Genomic DNA, 18,817 nt, shown 5'->3' on the forward strand with positions numbered 1-18,817 from the left:
GCCCGGCGGCGCCGTCTCTACAGTAGCCTGGGGGACGTCTCAGAACTCACCTGCGAGCAGCGGAAGAGGGCGATCTCCGCCGTGTCGACAGAGTCGTCGCAAACTAGTGCCGACCCAAAGATCACAGATTTCGGCGCCAACGAGTGGCTGGTCGACGAGCTGTACCAGAAGTACCTCGAAGACCCGAACTCCGTTGACGAAGCCTGGTGGAACTTCTTCGCGGACTACCAGCCGGACAGCCGACCGCCGTCCGCGGGCCCCGCGTCCCCGCCGGCGAACGCCGAGAGCGCGGCCCAGGCCGCCAACGGCACCGCGGCCGCTCCGCCGACGGCGCAGCGCCCGGTGGCGCCGCCCCCGGCGCCGCCGAAGCCCGCGCCGCAGCCGGCCCCGAAGACGGCGGAGAAGCCTGCTCCGCCGCCGGTGCCGGCGGGCGCCGAGGAGGTCCGGCTGCGCGGCGTCGCCGCCCGGACCGCCGCCAACATGGAGGCCAGCCTCGGCGTCCCCACGGCGACGAGCGTGCGGGCCGTCCCGGCGAAGCTGCTGATCGACAACCGCATCGTCATCAACAACCACCTCAAGCGCGGGCGCGGCGGCAAGGTCTCGTTCACGCACCTCATCGGGTACGCGATCGTCAAGGCGCTCGCGGCGATGCCCGAGATGAACGCCGCCTACACCGAGGTCGACGGCAAGCCCGTGCTGATCAGGCCGGAGCACGTCAACTTCGGGCTGGCCATCGACCTGCAGAAGAGCGACGGCTCCCGGCAGCTCGTCGTGCCGAGCATCAAGGCCGCCGACACACTGGACTTCCGCCAGTTCTGGGCCGCCTACGAGGAAATCGTCCGCAAGGCCCGGGGCGGCAAGCTCACCCTGGAGGACTTCCAGGGCACCACGATCAGCCTGACGAACCCGGGCACGATCGGCACGGTCCACTCGGTGCCGCGGCTGATGCCCGGCCAGGGCACGATCATCGGCGTGGGCGCGATGGAGTACCCGGCCGAGTTCGCGGGCGCGTCCGGCGAGACGCTGTCGCGCATGGGGATCAGCAAGGTGATGACGCTGACCTCCACCTACGACCACCGGATCATCCAGGGCGCGCAGTCCGGCGACTTCCTGCGCCGCATCCACGAGCTGCTGCTCGGCGCGGACGGCTTCTACGACGAGATCTTCGAGGCGCTGCGCATCCCGTACGAGCCGGTGCGCTGGGTCAAGGACATCTCCGCCACCCACGACGACGACGTCGCCAAGGTCGCCCGCGTCCACGAGCTGATCCACGCCTACCGGGTCCGCGGCCACCTGATGGCCGACACCGACCCGCTGGAGTACAAGCAGCGCCGCCACCCCGACCTCGACATCCTCAAGCACGGCCTCACCCTGTGGGACCTGGAGCGCGAGTTCGCCACCGGCGGGTTCGGCGGCAAGCCGACGATGAAGCTGCGCGACATCCTCGGCGTGCTGCGGATGGCGTACTGCCGCACGGTCGGCATCGAGTACATGCACATCCAGGACCCGGAGGAGCGCGCCTGGATCCAGGAGCGCGTCGAGGTCCCGCACGAGAAGCCGTCGCGCGAGGAGCAGCTGCACGTGCTGCGCCGCCTCAACAGCGCCGAGGCGTTCGAGACGTTCCTGCAGACGAAGTTCGTCGGGCAGAAGCGCTTCTCCCTGGAGGGCGGCGAGTCCGTCATACCGCTGCTGGACTCGGTGATCTCGGCTGCGGCGAAGGCCAGCCTGGACGAGGTCGTCATCGGCATGGCGCACCGCGGCCGGCTGAACGTCCTCGCCAACATCGTCGGCAAGTCCTACGGGCAGATCTTCGGCGAGTTCGAGGGCAACCTCGACCCGCGCAGCGCGCAGGGCTCCGGCGACGTGAAGTACCACCTCGGCGCGTCCGGCGACTTCGTCGCGCGCGACGGCTCCAAGATCCACTGCGAGCTGGTCGCGAACCCGTCGCACCTGGAGACCGTCGACCCGGTGCTGGAGGGCGTCGTCCGCGCCAAGCAGGACGTCCTGGACGTCGGCGAGGCCGGCTTCACCGTGCTGCCGATCCTGATCCACGGCGACGCCGCGTTCGCCGGGCAGGGCGTGGTGGCCGAGACGCTGAACCTGTCGCAGCTGCGCGGCTACCGCACCGGCGGCACCGTGCACGTCATCATCAACAACCAGGTCGGCTTCACCACCGCCCCCGAGTACTCGCGGTCCAGCGTGTACGCGACGGACGTGGCGCGGATGATCCAGGCGCCGATCTTCCACGTGAACGGCGACGACCCGGAGGCGTGCGCGCGCGTCGCCCGGCTGGCGTTCGAGTACCGGCAGACGTTCAAGAAGGACGTCGTCATCGACATGGTCTGCTACCGGCGCCGGGGCCACAACGAGGGCGAGAACCCCTCGTTCACCCAGCCGCTGATGTACGACCTGATCGACGCCAAGCGCTCGGTGCGCAAGCTCTACACCGAGGCCCTGATCGGCCGCGGCGACATCACGGTGGAGGAGGCCGAGCAGGCGCTCCGCGACTACCAGGAGCAGCTGGAGCGGGCCTTCACCGAGACCCGCGAGGCGGCGAAGAAGCCCCTGGAGCCGGGCTCGGTCGTGAAGCCGGACGTCGAGGAGCGCATCCCGATCGACCACGGCAAGGCCGGGACGGCGATCCCGCAGGAGACCGTCAAGCGGATCATCGAGACCCAGGTCAGCCTGCCGGAGGGCTTCACCCCGCACCCGCGGCTCCAGCCGATCCTGCAGCGCCGCGCGCAGATGATCGAGGACGACGCGGTCGACTGGGCGACCGGCGAGCTGCTAGCGATGGGCTCGCTGCTGATCGACGGCCACCCGGTGCGGCTCGTCGGGCAGGACACCCGCCGCGGCACGTTCGGCCAGCGGCACGCGGTGCTCGTCGACCGCAAGACGGGCGAGGAGTACACGCCGCTGAAGCAGTTCGGGCAGGGCGTGTCGAAGTTCTACGTGCACGACTCGCTGCTCAGCGAGTACGCGGCGATGGGCTTCGAGTACGGCTACTCGATGACCCGCCCCGACGCCCTGGTCTGCTGGGAGGCCCAGTTCGGCGACTTCGCCAACGGCGCCCAGTCGGTGGTGGACGAGTACATCTCGTCCGGCGAGCAGAAGTGGGGCCAGCACTCCAGCGTCGTGCTGCTGCTGCCGCACGGCTACGAGGGCCAGGGGCCCGACCACTCGTCCGCGCGGATCGAGCGGTACCTGCAGCTGTGCGCGCAGGACAACATGACCGTGGTGTACCCGACCACGCCGGCGAACTACTTCCACCTGCTGCGCTGGCAGGTGCTGTCGGGCCGGCACAAGCCGCTGATCGTGTTCACCCCGAAGTCGCTGCTGCGGCTGAAGGCGGCCACGTCCCCGGTCGCGGAGATCACCGGCGGCGCGTTCCAGCCGGTCATCCCGGAGAGCGACCCGGCGATCGACCCGGCGGGCGTGCGGCGGGTGCTGCTCACCACCGGCAAGATCTACTACGACGTCGTGAAGGCCCGGCGGGAGACCGGCGCGACCGACACGGCGGTCGTCCGGATCGAGCGGCTCTACCCGCCGCCGGTCGACGAGATCAAGGCGGAGCTGGCGAAGTACCCGGCGGACGCCGAGATCGTGTGGGTGCAGGACGAGCCCGCCAACATGGGCGCCTGGCCGTTCATGGCGCTGAAGCTGCCGCACCACATCGAGGGCCTGAGGATGTCGCGGGTGTCGCGCCCGGCGTCGTCGTCGCCCGCGGTGGGTTCGGCGAAGCTGCACCAGGCCGAGCAGGAGGCGCTGATCGCCAGACTCTTCGGCGAGCGGAAGCAGGCCTGACGGCGGCAGGATTCACGCAGACCCGAGGGCTCCGGTGCGTTCGCGCCGGGGCCCTCGGCGTCCCGAGCGCAAGATCAAATAGGAAGACCAGTCTCATGTACTTCACCGATCGGGGCATCGAGGAGCTGACGGACCGGCGCGGCGCGGAGGAGGTCAGCCTGACCTGGCTGGCCGAGCGGCTCCGCGAGTTCGTGGACCTGAACCCCGAGTTCGAGACGCCCGTCGACCGCCTCGCCACCTGGCTCGCCCGCCTGGACGACGAGGACGACGAGTGACCCGCACCGCAATACGCGATATGTCTTGACTTTCGAGACACGCGACATATCGTGTTACTGACGGACGAGCTGGACGAAGGGCACATCGCGATGTCGCGCTGGACGATCGAGGAACCCACCACCCTGGACTTCGACGGCGTGGTCGCCCTGCGGGTCACGGTGATCGCGGGCAGCGTCTCGGTCCTCGCGTCCGACGAGCGCCCGTCCGTCATCGTCGGCGGCGTCGAGGGCCCGCCGCTCGTGGTCACGCACGAGGCCGGCATGCTCACCGTCACCCACGAGAAGCTGTGGGAGGGGGTGCTGAGCTGGCTGCGCACCCACAAGGCGCGCGCCGAGATCACGGTGACCGTCCCGCACGACTGCCCGGTCTCGCTGAACCTCGTGTCGGCGGACGCGATCGTGACCGGCATGACGACCCGCACGTCCATCAAGAGCGCCTCCGGCGACGTCACGCTCGACGGCGTCGCGGGCGCCATCGACGCCAACACCGTGTCCGGCGCGATCGAGGCGCAGGGCCTGGACGGGACGGTCTCGTTCACGTCCGTGTCCGGCGACCTGGCCCTCGCCGCCGCGTCCGTCGGCCGGCTCGGCGCCCGCACGGTCAGCGGCCGCATCGCCGCCGACGTCGAGCTGTCCGGCGGCGCCGGCGTGGACGTCAACACCGTGTCCGGGGAGGTGGCGCTGCGCATCCCCGAGTCCGCCGGCGCGCAGGTCTCGCTCAGCTCGGCCGCCGGGCGGATCGAGACGTCCTTCCCCGAACTCGGCCGCCAGGAGCGGACCATCGCGCAGAGCGTCGCCGGCAAGCTCGGCGACGGCTCCGGCCGGCTGACGGTCAACACCGTGTCCGGCGCGATCACCCTTCTCGGCCGCGACGACGACTCCCCCGAGATCACCACCGGTCCCCGAATGGAGAAGTGAGCACGTGAGCCCCGTTTTCGGGCACGGCCGGCTGCGGCTGTACCTGCTGAAGCTGCTGGAAGAGAGCCCGCGGCACGGCTATGAGGTGATCCGGCTGCTGCAGGACCGGTTCCTCGGGGTCTACTCGCCGTCCCCCGGCACCATCTACCCGCGGCTCGCCCGGCTGGAGGCGGAGGGCCTGGTCACGCACGAGGTGATCAAGGGCAAGAAGGTGTACTCGCTGACCGCCAAGGGCCGCGAGGAGCTGGAGCGCCGGATGGACGAGCTCGCCGAGCTGGAGGAGGAGATCGCCGCCTCGGCGCAGGAGTTCGCGCGCGGCGTGCAGGAGGACGTCCGGCAGACCGTGCGGACGCTGCGCGAGGAGCTGACGCAGGCCGCCCGGACGATGCGCGACCAGCACAAGGCCGCCTCCAAGGACGCGTGGAAGGAGACCGCCGAGCGCCAGAAGGAGGAGTGGAAGCGGCAGAAGGAGTACTGGCGCGAGCAGAAGCAGGCGTGGAAGGAGGAGTGGCGGAAGAACTGGGACGACGCCTGGAAGACGGCGACCGGCACCCGCGAGGACGTCGCCCGCCTCAAGCTGGAGCGCCTGCTCCGCAAGTTCGTCGAGGACGTCCGCAGGTCGGCGCACAAGGCCCGCCTGGACGAGGACGGCCTCGCCGCCGCCCAGGCCCTGCTGGACGAGACCCGGGAGCGGCTGAAGGACGAGGTCTTCCGCAGGGAGCCGTGACCGGGCCCGCCCGGCCGCGGCTCCCCCGCCTCACGGCGTGAAGACGATCTTGCCGAACAGGTCGCCCTCGGCCATCGCGGCGAACCCCTCGCGGGCCCGGCCGAGCGGCAGCGCCCGGTCGATCAGCGGCTTGGTGCCCGTCTTCACCAGGAACCGCGCGAGCCGCTCCAGCTGCGCCCGCGTCCCCATGGTGGAGCCGACCACCGACAGCTGCAGGAAGAACACCCGGTTCAGCTCCGCCGGCGGCACCTGCCCGCTGGTGGCGCCGGACACCACGATCCGCCCGCCGGGCCGCAGCGACTTCAGCGAGTGCGACCAGGTCGCCTGCCCGACGGTCTCGATGACCGCGTCGACCCGCTCGGGCAGCCGCGCGCCGGACTCGAACGCGGCGTCCGCGCCCAGCTCCTCGGCCCGCTTGCGCTTGGCCTCGCTCCGGCTCGTCGCGTAGACGCGGAACCCGGCGGCCGACGCCAGCGCGATCGCGGCCGTCGCCACGCCGCCCCCGGCGCCCTGCACCAGCACCGACGACCCCGGCTGCAGCCCGGCCTTGTCGAACAGCATCCGGTAGGCGGTGAGCCACGCCGTCGGCAGGCAGGCCGCCTCCTCGAACGACAGCTCGGCGGGCTTCGGCACGAGGTTGCGGCGCGGCACCGCGACCTTCTCCGCGAATGTCCCCTGGTGGACCTCCGACAGCAGCGACCGCTTCGGGTCGAGGGTCTCGTCGCCGCCGCCGCGGTCCGGGTCGCCGATCACCGAGTGGACGATGACCTCGTTGCCGTCCTCGTCCACCCCGGCCGCGTCGCAGCCGAGGATCATCGGGAGCCTGTCGGCGGGGAGCCCCACGCCCTTCAGCGACCACAGGTCGTGGTGGTTGAGCGCGGCGGCCCGCACCGTGACGGTCGTCCAGCCGTCCGGTGCCTCGGGATCGGGGCGCTCCCCCAGCGTCAGCCCGTTGAGCGGATTGTCTGCGTCGATCTGCGTGGCGGTGACAGCGAACATGCCCCGACACTAGCCGCCGGGCGGACGGCGCGGCGGCCCGCCCCCGGATGAGGGGACGGGCCGTGCGCGGACATCACAGGACGTCACAGGACCTTGGAGAGGAAGTCCTGGGTGCGGCGGTGCTGCGGGTTGGTCAGGACTTCCCGCGGGGTGCCCTCCTCGACGACGACGCCGCCGTCCATGAACACCAGCGAGTCGCCGACCTCGCGGGCGAACCCCATCTCGTGGGTGACCACGACCATCGTCATGCCGTCGAGCGCGAGCTGCTTCATCGTCTCCAGCACCTCGCCGACGAGCTCGGGGTCCAGCGCGGACGTCGGCTCGTCGAACAGCATCAGCGCCGGCTCCATGGCCAGCGCCCGCGCGATCGCCACCCGCTGCTGCTGCCCGCCGGACAGCTGCGACGGGTAGTTGTGCACCTTGTCGCCGAGCCCGACCCGCGTCAGCAGGGCGACGGCGCGCTCCCTGACCTCCGCCTTCGGCTGCTTCTTCACCCGGCACGGCGCCTCCATGACGTTCTCCAGCGCCGTCATGTGCGGGAACAGGTTGAACCGCTGGAACACCATGCCGATCTCGCGGCGCTGCGCGGCCACCTCCCGGTCGCGCAGCTCGTAGAGCTTGCCGCCGGACTCCCGGTAGCCGACCAGGTGGCCGTTCACCCACAGCCGCCCGGCGTTGATCTTCTCCAGGTGGTTGATGCAGCGCAGGAACGTCGACTTCCCGGACCCGGACGGCCCGACGACGCACATCACCTCGCCGGGCCTGACCTCCAGGTCGATGCCCTTCAGCACCTCCAGCCGGCCGAACGACTTGTGCACCTTCTCGGCCTTGACCATCAGGCCGCCGCTCTCCGGCGCCGGCCCCTTGGAGAGGTCCGTCATGTCCACACCTCGCTCACTGGCCGCCGCCTCCGCCGCGGAAGCGGAGCCGCTGCCGCGCCTCCGCACCCTTGCTGGTGCCCTTGCTGTAGTAGCGCTCCAGGTAGTACTGCCCCACCATCATCACCGAGGAGATCAGCAGATACCAAAGGCAGGCCATCACCAGCATCGGGATGATCTTGTAGGTGCTGGCGTAGATCGTCTGCGCGGTGAAGGTCAGTTCCGAGTACGGGACCGCCGCGACCAGCGAGGTGTTCTTCAGCATCGAGATCGACTCGTTGCCGGTCGGCGGCACGATGACCCGCATCGCCTGCGGCAGCACGATCCGCCGCATGGTCTGCATCTTGGACATGCCGAGCGCGCTCGCGGCCTCCTGCTGCCCCTCGTCCACCGACAGGATCCCGGCCCGGACGATCTCGGCCATGTAGGCCGCCTCGTTGAGGATCAGCCCCAGCGACGCCGCGATCGCCGCGTTGACCAGCTCCTGGGTCTTCCACGTCGCGAACTCGGGGCCGAACGGGATGCCGACCCCGACGGTCGGGAACAGCGTCCCGATCGCGCCCCAGATGAGCAGCTGCGTGTAGAGGGGGGTGCCGCGGAAGAACCAGAGGTAGCCCCACGCGGCGCCCCTGAGCAGGGGGTTGGCCGACAGGCGCATCAGCGCGAGGATGATGCCGAGCACCACGCCGCCGACCATCGCGGCGATGGTCAGCCAGACGGTGTTGCGGACGCCCTTGAGCACCGGGGCGGAGAACAGGTACTTCCACTGCTCCGACCACTCGAGCGCCTTGCTGGTCAGCAGGAAGTGCACGAACATCGCGACCAGCACGAGGACGACGGCCCCGCCCAGCCAGCGGCCCGGGTGCCGGACGGGGACGGCCTTGATCGCTTCCGGCCGTCCCCCTGCGGCCTCCTTGTCGTCCGTCATCGATCAGCTCTGCGCGGCGTTGATCGCCGGCTCGCTGATCGCGCCGCTCTCCACGCCGTTGTCAGTGAGGATCTTCTGGTAGGTGCCGTCCGCCATCAGCGCCTTCAGCGCGCCGAGCACGGCGTCCTTGAACTGGCCGGAGTTCTTGCCGAGCGCGTAGCCGTAGGGCGCGGTGTCGTAGACCTGCCCGATGATCTCCAGCTTGCCGGTCTGCTTGGCCGCGCCGCCGACGATCGGGGAGTCGGCCGCCATCGCGTCGACCTTGCCGGCGACCAGGTCGTTGTTGACCTCGGTCTGCTGCTTGCGGACGACCTGCTTGATGGCCGGCTTGCCGGCGTCCGTGCACTTCTTGCTGCGCGCCGTGAGGTCGTCGACCTGGACGGTGCCCTGCTGGACGCCGATGCTCTTGCCGCAGGCGTCGTCGGGGTTGACGCCCTTCGGGTTGCCCTTGAGCGCGGCCCAGGCCGTCCCGGCCGAGTAGTAGGTGACGAAGTCGACGGCCTTCTCCCGCTCCTTGTTGTCGGTGAAGGAGGAGACACCGATCTCGTACTTGCCGGACTGGACGCCCGGGATGATCGTGTCGAAGCCCGCGTTGTGGTACTCGGTCTTCAGGCCGAGCTTGGCCGCCACGGCGTCGAACAGCTCGATGTCCCAGCCGACGATCTTCTGCGACGCCGGGTCGACGGACTCGTTGGGCGGGTAGGACGCGTCAGTCCCGATCGAGATCTTGCCGTCACTCTTGATCGCGTCCGGGACCATGGCCGCGAGCTTGCTGTCCACGCTCGTGTTCGAGGCGGAGCCGCCCGAGTCGCCGGAGTCGTCACTGTCCCCGCATGCGGACAGGGCGAGGGCGCCGGTCAGCACGAGAGCGCTCGCCGCGACGAGGCGGCGGCGCAGAGAACCGGTGGTCACTGGTCCCCCTCCAGATGGTTGCGTCGGATCCGCGTAGATCCGAAGGTCAGGTGCACAGTTTGGCGCACAACCTCCCTGATCTGGATAAAGGGTCCGAAACAATCACGCAACGAGGTAGCCCCGGAACGGCGTGGCAACCTCCGCATACTGCACCCTTTGCTACCGACCCGCTACATGTGGCGACCGTCACGTGACGGTCAACACCTGACCCGGCCACCGGGGAGGCACTACCCCGTGTGGCACAATCGGACAACGGGTGACCCCCGTACGTCGCGAGATGTCCACCAGGTGACGAGGCCACCAGACCACCACCACCGCGGCGGCATCGCCAGAAAGCCAACTTTCACTGACAGGGGTCGCTGTGGCTGCTGAGCCCATTACCACCGAACCGCTCTCATTGGACGACGATCCGGCCTTTCCGCTGCACCGCGGCGGCAAGCTGGAGATGCGGTCGACCATCCCCGTCCGCAACAAGGACGACCTCTCGCTGGCCTACACGCCGGGCGTCGCCCGCGTGTGCACCGCCATCGCCGACAACCCCGAGCTGGCCTACGACTACACCTGGACCTCGAAGGTCGTCGCCGTCGTCACCGACGGCACCGCCGTGCTCGGCCTCGGCGACATCGGCCCGGCCGCGTCCATGCCGGTCATGGAGGGCAAGTCCCTGCTGTTCAAGGAGTTCGCGGACGTCGACTCCGTGCCGATCGCGCTGAGCTGCACGGACGTGGACGAGATCGTCGACACGGTGATCCGGATGGCGCCGAGCTTCGGCGGCATCAACCTGGAGGACATCAGCGCCCCCCGCTGCTTCGAGATCGAGGACCGGCTGCGCGCCGCGCTCGACATCCCCGTCTTCCACGACGACCAGCACGGCACCGCCATCGTCGCGCTCGCCGCGCTGAAGAACGCGGCCCGCTTCGTCGGCAAGCCGCTGTCGGAGCTGCGCGCGGTCGTCGCCGGCGCGGGCGCGTCCGGCATCGCGGTCTCCAAGATGCTGATCGAGGGCGGCATCGGCGACATCGCGCTGTCCGACAGCAAGGGCCTCATCTACGAGGGCCGCGACGGCCTGAACCCGGTCAAGGAGCGCATCGCCGCGATCACGAACCGGTCGCACCTGAAGGGCTCCACCGAGGAGGCGCTGCGCGGCGCCGACGTGTTCATCGGCCTGTCCGGCAGCACCGTCCACGAGTCGTGCGTCGCCACGATGTCGGAGAACGCGATCGTGTTCGCGCTCTCCAACCCGACCCCCGAGGTCCACCCCGAGGTCGCCCGCCGGCACGCCAAGGTCGTCGCGACCGGCCGCAGCGACTTCCCGAACCAGATCAACAACGTGCTGGCGTTCCCCGGCATCTTCCGCGGCGCGCTGGACGTCCGGGCGCACTCGATCACCGAGGGCATGAAGCTGGCGGCGGCGAACGCGCTGGCCGACATCGTCGGCGGCGAGCTGACCGCCGACTACATCATCCCCAACCCGTTCGACGACCGGGTCGCCCCGGCCGTGACCGCCGCGGTGGCCGAGCAGGCCCGCCGCGAGGGCGTCAACCGGATCTGAGCCGACCGTCCTCGAACGGCCCGCGCTCCGGCCGCGGAGCACGGGCCGTTCGACTGGTCCGCAAACTCGGCTTCCGGCAGACCGAATCCGAGTAATTTTGCGCTACCTCTCGCATACGGGCCGCATATCTTCCCCTGAGGCCGGTGTAATTCACGTCAAGCGGGAATAGATCCTGGCAATTCGTCCGATGAAGGTCGAGTCCGTCGGGAGCGACAGTGAATCTGGCCTCGTACGCAGACCTGGCGATCGATCTCGTGAACACGCGCCGCCCCGACGGCGACGACCTGCGCGATCTCGACGGGCTGCGGGCCCTGCTGGCGCACCGGCCGCACTTCGGGGGCCGGATCGCGCACCGCGACCTGGACGCCATGCGCGAGCTGCGCGCCCAGCTCCGCGCGATCTTCGACGCGGCCGCGCGCGGTCACGAGGACGACGCCGTGGAGCGCCTCAACGCCATGCTCATCCACCACCCCGTCCACCCGCAGCTGGCGCGGCACGGCGGCCAGGACTGGCACCTGCACTTCAACGACGCCGGTTCCGTCCCGGACCGCTACGCGGCCCGCGCCGCGATGGGGCTCGCCGCGAAGATCGCCGCGCAGGGCCCCGGCCGGCTCGGCATCTGCCGCGCGGAGGGCTGCGAGCGCGTGTTCTTCGACACGACCGCGAACCGCTCGCGGCGCTACTGCTCCGACCGGTGCGCGGGACGCCCGAGCGTGACCGCGGCGTGCCGCCCGGACAGCCCCCGCGTGACCGTCCCCGCGCGGGACAGCGGCCAGTAGCGGGCGACGACGCGGCCGACCACGAGCCCGTCCGGGACCGCGCCGAAGTCCCAGCTGTCCTGGCGCCCCGCGGCGCGCTGGTTGTCGCTCTCCAGCCACCAGCCTTCATCCGTGCGGCGCACGGCGCGTTTCACGATGAGCAGCCCCGGCCGCCCGGGATGCTCCGCGACGACCACCGCGCCGGGTGCGGGACGGGCTCCGGACCGGACGATGAGCCAGTCCCCCGGCCGCAGCCCCGGCAGCATCGACTCCCCGGTGACCTCCACCGGCCGCAGCCGCCGCACCCCGGCCCCGGCCGCGGCGAGCACCGCCGCGCCGCCGAGCCCCCAGAGCACCGCCCGGATTCCCATGCCCCTCCTCCTGACCTGCCATGGCGCGGGGGCCACGCTCATCCTGTGGCGATGAGCCCCGGACACCTGCTCAAGAGCTCCCGCTGCGACCCACGGCGTAGGCGAACATCGCCGACACCTCCGGCCTTCTCCCCCGGGCCGCCGATCGGGCCGGTCCGCGTCCCGGGCCGCGATGATCCTCCTCGTCCGCCCGCATACTCCGGCGGGCGGCGGTCACAACAGTCCTGGAAGGTTCCGGGCCGCCGCGCGGTCCGGGTCTTAGGCCGAAATACCGAGCGCCCTGGCCGGACGCGCCCAGGGGCACAAGGGTAATGTCGGTGACCTGAGCATGATCCGCAACGAGGGAAGGGATTCGCAGGTGTTGCTCAAGCTTCTGCGCCCGAAGACCACGGTGTCCGCACACTGCGACCTGCCGTGCGGCGTCTACGACCCGGCGCAGGCCCGGATCGAAGCCGAGTCGGTCAAGGCGATCTGCGAGAAGTACGCCGCCAACGAGGACCCGGAGTTCCGCACCCGGGCGATCCTGATCAAGGAGCAGCGCAGCCAGCTGGTCAAGGAGCACCTGTGGGTGCTCTGGACCGACTACTTCAAGCCGCCGCACTTCGAGAAGTACCCGCAGCTGCACCAGCTGTTCAACGAGGCCACCAAGCTCGCCGGCGGTGGCGGCGGCACCAAGGCCACCATGGACGTCAAGGTCGCCGAGGACCTGCTGAGCAAGATCGCGGAAATCGACAAGATCTTCTGGGAGACCAAGCAGTCCTGACCTGCGTGAACAACGAGGCCCAGCCCGCGAAAGGCTGGGCCTCGGCCATGTCCCGGCCCGGTCCGCGGAGACGGCGTCAGGAGCGGGCGACCTTGGTGAGGACGTCGCCGGTGAGGCGGTAGACCGTCCACTCATCTTGCGGGCGGGCGCCGAGGGACTCGTAGAAGGCGATGGCCGGCTCGTTCCAGTTGAGGACGGCCCACTCCACGCGTTCGTAGCCACGGGCGTCCGCGATGCGGGCCAGCTCGGTCAGAAGGGCCTTGCCGTAGCCGTGACCGCGGACGTCCGGCTCGACGAACAGGTCTTCCAGGTAGATGCCGTGGGTGCCGTTCCACGTGGAGAAGGTCAGGAACCAGAGGGCGAAGCCGACGACCTTCCCCTCGTGCTCGGCGACGTGCGCGAAGACCTTCGGGTCGTCGCCGAAGAGCCGCTCGTGCAGTTGCCGCTCGGTGGCCTTCACCTCGTGGAGGGCGCGCTCGTAGTCCGCCAGCTCGCGGATCAGCCGCAGGATGTCCGGGACGTCGTCCGGAGTCGCATACCGAATCACTCCGGCAGGGTATTCGAACAGGACGAACGGGGCGTACGGAAGGCCGGGGGCGTGACCCGCACCTCGCCTTCGCGAGGTTTGGGACGCGTCCGGTCAGGTGGGCGCGGACTTCGTAAGAAAGCCACGCGCGGCGAAGTCTCCGAGCACGGCCCGCAGGCGGTAGTTTCGAAGCAGCGGGACCATCCTGCGAGGGAGTGACGTGACCGAGGAAACCGCTGCAATGCCGGCCAGCACGAAGTTGTCCGTCCGCGACGTGGTGACGGTGAAGCTGCCGGCCGCGAGCGCCTACCTGTCCGTGCTGCGGACGGCGACCGCCGGCCTCGCGGCCAGGCTCGACTTCACGCTGGACGAAATAGAGGACCTGCGCATCGCCGTGGACGAGGCGTGCGCGATGCTGCTCGCCCAGGCCCTGCCCGGGACGGACCTGACGTGCGAGTTCGAGCTGACCGGGGACGCCATGCGCATCTCCGTGTCGGTGCTGACCGTGGACGGCGAGGAGCCCAGCCGCGACACCTTCGCCTGGACGGTCCTGTCGTCCCTGGCGGGCGAGGTGGACGCCGCGGTGGGCTCCGACGACCGGGTCACCGTGACGCTGCAGAAGCGGCGCGGTGCGGCGGGGGCCCCGTGACGGAGAAGACGACGACGGAGGAGACGACGGTCGCCGCCGCGAGCACCGAGCGGACCGAAAGCGCGGTGCCCGACCGGGCGCGGGCGCGCGCGCTGTTCGAGCGGCTCGCCGAGCTGCCCGAGGGCGATCCGGAGCGCCAGCGCATCCGCGACCAGCTCGTGGAGCTGCACCTGCCGCTGGTGGAGTACCTCGCCCGCCGTTTCCGCAACCGCGGCGAGTGGCTGGACGACCTGATCCAGGTCGCCACCATCGGCCTGATCAAGTCGATCGACCGGTTCGACCTGGAGCGCGGCGTGGAGTTCTCCACGTACGCGACGCCCACGATCGTCGGTGAGATCAAGCGCCACTTCCGCGACAAGGGCTGGGCCGTCCGCGTTCCTCGCCGGCTGCAGGAGCTGAAGCTGTCGCTGACCAAGGCGATCAGCGACCTCGCGCAGCGCGAGGGCCGCGCGCCGACGGTGAGCGAGCTGGCCGCGCACCTGCAGATGAGCGAGGAGGAGGTGCTGGAGGGCCTGGAGTCGGCGAACGCCTACTCCACCGTCTCCCTGGACGCCCCCGACTCCGGCGACGAGGACGCGCCCGCGGTGGCCGACTCGCTCGGCATGGTGGACGAGTCGCTGGAGGGCGTGGAGTACCGCGAGTCCCTCAAGCCGCTGCTGGAGAAGCTCCCCGCGCGGGAGAAGAAGATCCTGCTGCTGCGGTTCTTCGGCAACATGACGCAGTCGCAGATCGCCGCCGAGCTCGGCATCTCCCAGATGCACGTGTCCCGGCTGCTCGCCCGCACGCTGGCGCAGCTCCGCGAGGGCCTGACCGCCGACGAGTGAAGTCCGCACATGCCGAGGGGCCCGGGTCCGCTTCCCGGGCCCCTCGGCATGACGGTCAGTTCTTGGTCGGCTGCTCCTTGAGGCGGTCCATGAGCCGCCGCCCCAGGGAGCGGGGTTCGGCGGGCGCGGCCTTCACCGGCTTCGCCGGCCCGGCCGGCGCCGCCCGCTCGTCCTCGTCGTCGTCCTCGATCAGCCAGGCCGTGCTCGGCGGGCTGAGCACGGCGACCAGCGCGACAGCGGCGGCCGCGCCCATCGGGATCGCGATGCCGGGCCGGTCGCTCTGCCACAGCGACCACGCGATCGGCAGCGCGAACAGCTGGGTGAGCACCGTGGGGGCGCGGCTCCACTGGTCGGCGCGCAGCAGGCCCCGCGCGCAGGCCAGCATGCCGATGCCGCCGGCGAGGGCGAGGACGGTGACCCCGATCGCGCTGGCCGGGTCGACGGCGGCGCCGACGGCCGTCTCCACGCCGGTGTAGCCGCCGAACCCGAGGGCGGCGAGGCCCTCCGCGGCCTCCAGGGCGGCGGCGGCCTGGACGGTGATGGGGCGCTTGCTCACACCCTGAACCCTACTCGTCCCGCTGACGTGCGCGTCCCCTACCCTTGCGCACGTGCGCGCCATGCTCATCGCCAACCCCAAGGCGACCTCGACCTCCCGGCGGGCCCGCGACATCCTCGTGCGGGCCTTCACCGGCGACCTCGACCTCGTGCTCGCCGAGACCGGCCACCGCGGCCACGCGACCGAACTGGCCCGGCGGGCCGCGGTGGACGGCTACGACGCCGTGATCGCGCTCGGCGGCGACGGCACGGTGAACGAGGCGGTCAACGGCCTGCTCGCGGAGGGCCCGTCCCCCGACCTCCCGGCACTGGCGGTGCTGCCGTGCGGGAGCGCGAACGTGTTCGCCCGCGCGCTCGGCCTGCCGGACGACCCGATCGGCGCGACGACGGCGGTGCTGGAGGCGCTGCGGGCGGGCCGGCACCGGACGGTCGGGCTCGGGACGGCGACGCTGCCGGACGGCGGGGAGCGGTACTTCACGTTCTGCGCGGGCGTCGGGCTGGACGCCGAGGTCGTCCGGGAGGTGGAGCGAAGGCGCGACGCGGGGGTCCGCGCCGACCCGTCGCTGTACGTGCGGACCGCCGTCCGGCATTTCTTCTCCGGCACGGATCGGCGGCGTCCCGCGCTCACTTTGGAACGGCCGGGGCGCCCGCCGATATCGGGGGTGTTCCTCGCGTTCATCTCCAATACGTCGCCGTGGACTTTCATGGGCCGGCTGCCGGTGAATCCGAGTCCGAAGGCGAACTTCGCGCGCGGACTGGACGTGTTCGGGATGCGTTCGCTGCAGGTCGGCCCCACCGTGGGGGCGCTGGTCCAGATGCTGACCGCGCGGACGCGCCCGCTGCAGGGACGCCACGTGGTGAACGTCCACGACGCGGCGGAGGTCACGTTGCGCGGGTCGCGCCCGGTGGCCTTTCAGCTGGACGGGGACTACCTCGGGGAACAGCGGAGCGTGACCTTCCGGTCGGTTCCGAAGGCGATACGCATCGTCATTTGAGTGCGCGGCCGTTCGCGGAGCGCGGTCATTCCGGCCGCATGGGCGGTCAGGTGAGAGCCAAGTAACACGGCCGACCCACGGGTGTGACACATGCGACACCCATACTTTGAGAATCCTTTCTCAAAGGTCTTGCGTCGCCCGACCCGCCCTGACACGCTCAAAGTGCGCCCGCTGGACGGGGACCCCGACGCCGCCGGTCCCCCGCTCGCGGCCGCCGCCGAACATTCACCCCTGGACCTGGTCGACAGCCTCCCGGGCGTTCGCGACATGTGAAACCGTTCACAAATGTGGAGTTTCTCCACCACCTGACGAAGGAGTGGACCGCATGGACTGGCGCCACCGCGCAGCCTGCCGTGACGTGGACCCCGAGCTGTTCTTCCCGATCGGCAACACCGGGCCCGCGATCCTGCAGATCGAAGAGGCCAAGCAGGTATGCCGCCGCTGCGACGTGTCCGACGCCTGCCTGCGCTGGGCGCTGGAGTCCGGCCAGGAGTCCGGCGTCTGGGGCGGGATGGGCGAGGACGAGCGCCGCGCCCTCAAGCGCCGGGCGCGCGCCAACCGCAACGCCCTCAGCCTCCGGCGCTAGAGCGCCTTCGCGGCCGCCGCCGCGGCCACGGGCGCCGGCCGCTCCGGGTGCAGTAACGGGAGACCGTACTGACAGCGCGGCCGGCGCCCATCACGTGCGTCCCAGCCGGTGGGTGTGGTCCAGCGGGACGTCGACCACCACCTCTGTGCCGCCGCCGGGACGGGGCCGGAAGTCCAGCCGGCCGCCCAGCTCCCCCACGATCAGCGTGCGCACGATCTGCAGCCCCAGGCTGGTGCTGTTCTCCACGTCGAAGTCCTCGGGCAGGCCGACGCCGTCGTCCGCGATGACCGTCACCAGCCGCCGCCCGGACGGCCGCTCCGCCGGCTCCGCCTCGTGCGGGGCGCGGGGCTCGTGCGCCCCCGGCTCCGGCCACTCCCCCCAGACCGCGATCCCGCGCGGCTCGCGGTGCTCCTCCCCCTCGCCGTAGCGGTGCGCGACGACCTCCAGCGTCCCGAACCGGTTGGCGAGGCCGTGCTCCAGGGCGTTCTGCAGCAGCTCGGTGAGCGCCATCGCCAGCGGCGTCGCGACCTCGGCGGGCAGGACCCCGAAGCTGCCGGTCCGCTTCGGGGTGACCTTGGTCTCCGGCGTCGACACCTCCCCCGCCATCGTGATCACGCGGTCCGCGATGTCGTCGAAGTCGATCAGCTCGTCCGGGGTGTGCGACAGCGTCTCGTGCACGATCGCTATGGACCCGACCCGCCGGACCGCCTCGTCCAGCGCGGCGCGCCCCTCCGGGATGCGCAGCCGCCGCGCCTGCAGCCGCAGCAGCGCCGCGACCGTCTGCAGGTTGTTCTTCACCCGGTGGTGGATCTCCCGGATGGTGGCGTCCTTGGTCATCAGCTCCCGGTCCCGCCACCGCAGCTCGGTGACGTCCCGGCACAGCACGACCGCGCCGATCCGCGTCCCGCCGACGACCAGCGGGATCGTCCGCAGCTGCATGATGGAGCCGCGCGACTCGACCTCGACCTCGCGGGGCGCGCGGCCGGACAGGACGGCGCTCAGCGCCTCCTCCATCGGCTCGCCGGTGTCGCACAGGTCCGCGGTGATCTGGCCGAGCGCCTCCCCGACCAGGTCGGCGGGAAAGCCGAGCCGCCGGTACGCCGACTGCGCGTTGGGGCTGGCGTAGGTGACCTTGCCGGACCGGTCGAGGCGCATCAGCCCGTCGCCGACGCGCGGCGACCGCACCATGTTCGGCTCCTCGCCGGGCACCGGGAACCGCCCCTCGGAGATCATCGTGGCGAGGTCGCTGGCGCTCTGCAGGTAGGTCAGCTCCAGCCGGGACGGGGTGCGCGCCGAGCTGAGGTTGGTGCTCCGCTGGATCACGCCGAGGATCTTCGCGCCGCGCCGCACCGGGATGGACTCCTCGCGGACGGGGATGCCGCTGCCCCACTCGGGGTCGCCCTCCCGGACGATCCGGCGCTCCCGCCACGCCACGTCGATCAGCCCGCGCCGCCCCGTCCGGACGACCTTGCCGACGAGGTCCTCCGGGTAGGCGGTGGGGCCGGTCGTCGGGCGCATCTGCGCGATCGCCACCCAGCCGGGGACGGCCGCGCCGGTGTCCACCCGGGTCCGCCGGCTCGGGGACGCCCCCTCGGCGGGCAGCGCCTCCGCCGACCGCAGCGGCACCCACAGCAGCAGGTCGGCGAACGACAGGTCGGCGAGGAGCTGCCAGTCGGACACGAGCGCGTGCAGCCATTCCAGGTCGGCCTCGGTGAGATCGGTGTGATCGCGGACCAGATCGGTCAAGGTAGGCACGCGACCATCATCGCCCATGTTTCCTTGTGCCCGGGCGGATCC

At 71.0% G+C, this 18,817-nt stretch carries 19 protein-coding genes; 11 read left to right on the top strand and 8 right to left on the bottom strand.

The annotated features are described in order from the left end of the window. The first annotated feature begins 81 nt into the window (after positions 1–81). From ACIWVC_RS02395 to ACIWVC_RS02410, 4 genes are all read left to right on the top strand, one after another. Positions 82–3,804: a multifunctional oxoglutarate decarboxylase/oxoglutarate dehydrogenase thiamine pyrophosphate-binding subunit/dihydrolipoyllysine-residue succinyltransferase subunit gene (locus ACIWVC_RS02395; RefSeq protein ID WP_396445612.1), complete on the top strand. Its 3,723-nt coding sequence runs from the start codon at positions 82–84 to the stop codon at positions 3,802–3,804. Between the two features lie 95 nt (positions 3,805–3,899). Next, the gene (locus tag ACIWVC_RS02400) at positions 3,900–4,079 is read left to right on the top strand and encodes a DUF6104 family protein (RefSeq protein ID WP_067633492.1); all 180 of its coding nucleotides are present in this window, start codon (positions 3,900–3,902) and stop codon (positions 4,077–4,079) included. Positions 4,080–4,130: 51 nt separating this feature from the next. Beyond that, positions 4,131–4,997, top strand: coding sequence for a DUF4097 family beta strand repeat-containing protein (locus tag ACIWVC_RS02405; RefSeq protein WP_396445613.1), 867 nt, complete (start codon positions 4,131–4,133; stop codon positions 4,995–4,997). A 4-nt stretch (positions 4,998–5,001) separates the two neighbouring features. Further along, the gene (locus tag ACIWVC_RS02410) at positions 5,002–5,724 is read left to right on the top strand and encodes a helix-turn-helix transcriptional regulator (RefSeq protein WP_396445614.1); all 723 of its coding nucleotides are present in this window, start codon (positions 5,002–5,004) and stop codon (positions 5,722–5,724) included. Positions 5,725–5,754: 30 nt separating this feature from the next. On the opposite strand, the gene ACIWVC_RS02415 is transcribed toward ACIWVC_RS02410, so the two are convergent. From ACIWVC_RS02415 to ACIWVC_RS02430, 4 genes are all read right to left on the bottom strand, one after another. Then, positions 5,755–6,723, bottom strand: a complete 969-nt coding sequence (locus ACIWVC_RS02415) for a zinc-binding dehydrogenase (protein ID WP_396445615.1) — start codon at positions 6,721–6,723, stop codon at positions 5,755–5,757. Between the two features lie 83 nt (positions 6,724–6,806). Then, a complete protein-coding gene (locus ACIWVC_RS02420) occupies positions 6,807–7,604 on the bottom strand; it encodes an amino acid ABC transporter ATP-binding protein (RefSeq protein WP_396445616.1) in 798 nt (265 codons plus the stop codon). Positions 7,605–7,617: 13 nt separating this feature from the next. Further along, positions 7,618–8,529 carry an amino acid ABC transporter permease gene (locus tag ACIWVC_RS02425; RefSeq protein ID WP_396445617.1) on the bottom strand — a complete coding sequence of 304 codons (912 nt, stop codon included), beginning with the start codon at positions 8,527–8,529 and terminating at the stop codon, positions 7,618–7,620. 3 nt (positions 8,530–8,532) lie between these two features. Next, on the bottom strand, positions 8,533–9,441 hold the full coding sequence (locus ACIWVC_RS02430) for an ABC transporter substrate-binding protein (RefSeq protein ID WP_396445618.1): 909 nt from the start codon (positions 9,439–9,441) through the stop codon (positions 8,533–8,535). 361 nt (positions 9,442–9,802) lie between these two features. Here ACIWVC_RS02430 and ACIWVC_RS02435 point away from each other — a divergent pair, with 361 nt between their 5' ends. Both ACIWVC_RS02435 and ACIWVC_RS02440 read left to right on the top strand, forming a co-directional pair. After that, positions 9,803–10,993 carry an NADP-dependent malic enzyme gene (locus ACIWVC_RS02435; protein WP_396445619.1) on the top strand — a complete coding sequence of 397 codons (1,191 nt, stop codon included), beginning with the start codon at positions 9,803–9,805 and terminating at the stop codon, positions 10,991–10,993. Positions 10,994–11,208: 215 nt separating this feature from the next. Continuing rightward, positions 11,209–11,772, top strand: coding sequence for a CGNR zinc finger domain-containing protein (locus tag ACIWVC_RS02440; protein ID WP_396445620.1), 564 nt, complete (start codon positions 11,209–11,211; stop codon positions 11,770–11,772). On the opposite strand, the gene sodX is transcribed toward ACIWVC_RS02440, so the two are convergent. Continuing rightward, positions 11,673–12,122 carry a nickel-type superoxide dismutase maturation protease gene (sodX, locus tag ACIWVC_RS02445; RefSeq protein ID WP_396445621.1) on the bottom strand — a complete coding sequence of 150 codons (450 nt, stop codon included), beginning with the start codon at positions 12,120–12,122 and terminating at the stop codon, positions 11,673–11,675. The genes ACIWVC_RS02440 and sodX overlap by 100 nt on opposite strands. Before the next feature lie 358 nt (positions 12,123–12,480). Here sodX and sodN point away from each other — a divergent pair, with 358 nt between their 5' ends. Next, positions 12,481–12,885: a superoxide dismutase, Ni gene (gene sodN / locus ACIWVC_RS02450; protein ID WP_396445622.1), complete on the top strand. Its 405-nt coding sequence runs from the start codon at positions 12,481–12,483 to the stop codon at positions 12,883–12,885. Positions 12,886–12,961: 76 nt separating this feature from the next. Here sodN and ACIWVC_RS02455 read toward each other — a convergent pair whose 3' ends face one another. Next, on the bottom strand, positions 12,962–13,432 hold the full coding sequence (locus ACIWVC_RS02455; RefSeq protein WP_396445623.1) for a GNAT family N-acetyltransferase: 471 nt from the start codon (positions 13,430–13,432) through the stop codon (positions 12,962–12,964). A 199-nt stretch (positions 13,433–13,631) separates the two neighbouring features. On the opposite strand from ACIWVC_RS02455, the gene ACIWVC_RS02460 reads away from it, so the two are divergent. Beyond that, on the top strand, positions 13,632–14,060 hold the full coding sequence (locus tag ACIWVC_RS02460) for an anti-sigma factor (protein ID WP_067794237.1): 429 nt from the start codon (positions 13,632–13,634) through the stop codon (positions 14,058–14,060). Between the two features lie 65 nt (positions 14,061–14,125). Then, positions 14,126–14,884 (top strand): RNA polymerase sigma factor SigF, encoded by a 759-nt coding sequence (locus ACIWVC_RS02465; protein ID WP_026401215.1) that lies wholly within the window; start codon positions 14,126–14,128, stop codon positions 14,882–14,884. Positions 14,885–14,939: 55 nt separating this feature from the next. Here ACIWVC_RS02465 and ACIWVC_RS02470 read toward each other — a convergent pair whose 3' ends face one another. Then, positions 14,940–15,440 carry a hypothetical protein gene (locus ACIWVC_RS02470; protein WP_396445624.1) on the bottom strand — a complete coding sequence of 167 codons (501 nt, stop codon included), beginning with the start codon at positions 15,438–15,440 and terminating at the stop codon, positions 14,940–14,942. Positions 15,441–15,492: 52 nt separating this feature from the next. Between ACIWVC_RS02470 and ACIWVC_RS02475 the strand changes: the two genes are divergently transcribed. Together ACIWVC_RS02475 and ACIWVC_RS02480 are read left to right on the top strand one after the other, a co-directional pair. Continuing rightward, complete coding sequence (locus ACIWVC_RS02475) at positions 15,493–16,434, top strand: diacylglycerol/lipid kinase family protein (protein WP_396445625.1); 942 nt, start codon at positions 15,493–15,495, stop codon at positions 16,432–16,434. A 325-nt stretch (positions 16,435–16,759) separates the two neighbouring features. Next, a complete protein-coding gene (locus tag ACIWVC_RS02480; RefSeq protein ID WP_396445626.1) occupies positions 16,760–17,020 on the top strand; it encodes a WhiB family transcriptional regulator in 261 nt (86 codons plus the stop codon). A 90-nt stretch (positions 17,021–17,110) separates the two neighbouring features. Here ACIWVC_RS02480 and ACIWVC_RS02485 read toward each other — a convergent pair whose 3' ends face one another. Continuing rightward, positions 17,111–18,775, bottom strand: a complete 1,665-nt coding sequence (locus ACIWVC_RS02485) for a histidine kinase N-terminal domain-containing protein (RefSeq protein ID WP_396445627.1) — start codon at positions 18,773–18,775, stop codon at positions 17,111–17,113. Positions 18,776–18,817 lie beyond the last annotated feature (42 nt).

The sequence above is a fragment of the Actinomadura sp. genome, assembly GCF_044508335.1.
In the GTDB taxonomy this organism is placed as follows: Bacteria; Actinomycetota; Actinomycetes; order Streptosporangiales; family Streptosporangiaceae; genus Spirillospora.

What these genes read in the sequence shown, in the direction of transcription:
- ACIWVC_RS02400 (WP_067633492.1), top strand. Translation starts at nt 3,900, where the DNA reads ATGTACTTCACCGATCGGGGCATCGAGGAGCTGACGGACCGGCGCGGC.
- ACIWVC_RS02415 (WP_396445615.1), bottom strand. Translation starts at nt 6,723, where the DNA reads ATGTTCGCTGTCACCGCCACGCAGATCGACGCAGACAATCCGCTCAAC.
- ACIWVC_RS02420 (WP_396445616.1), bottom strand. Translation starts at nt 7,604, where the DNA reads ATGACGGACCTCTCCAAGGGGCCGGCGCCGGAGAGCGGCGGCCTGATG.
- ACIWVC_RS02425 (WP_396445617.1), bottom strand. Translation starts at nt 8,529, where the DNA reads ATGACGGACGACAAGGAGGCCGCAGGGGGACGGCCGGAAGCGATCAAG.
- sodX (WP_396445621.1), bottom strand. Translation starts at nt 12,122, where the DNA reads ATGGGAATCCGGGCGGTGCTCTGGGGGCTCGGCGGCGCGGCGGTGCTC.
- ACIWVC_RS02480 (WP_396445626.1), top strand. Translation starts at nt 16,760, where the DNA reads ATGGACTGGCGCCACCGCGCAGCCTGCCGTGACGTGGACCCCGAGCTG.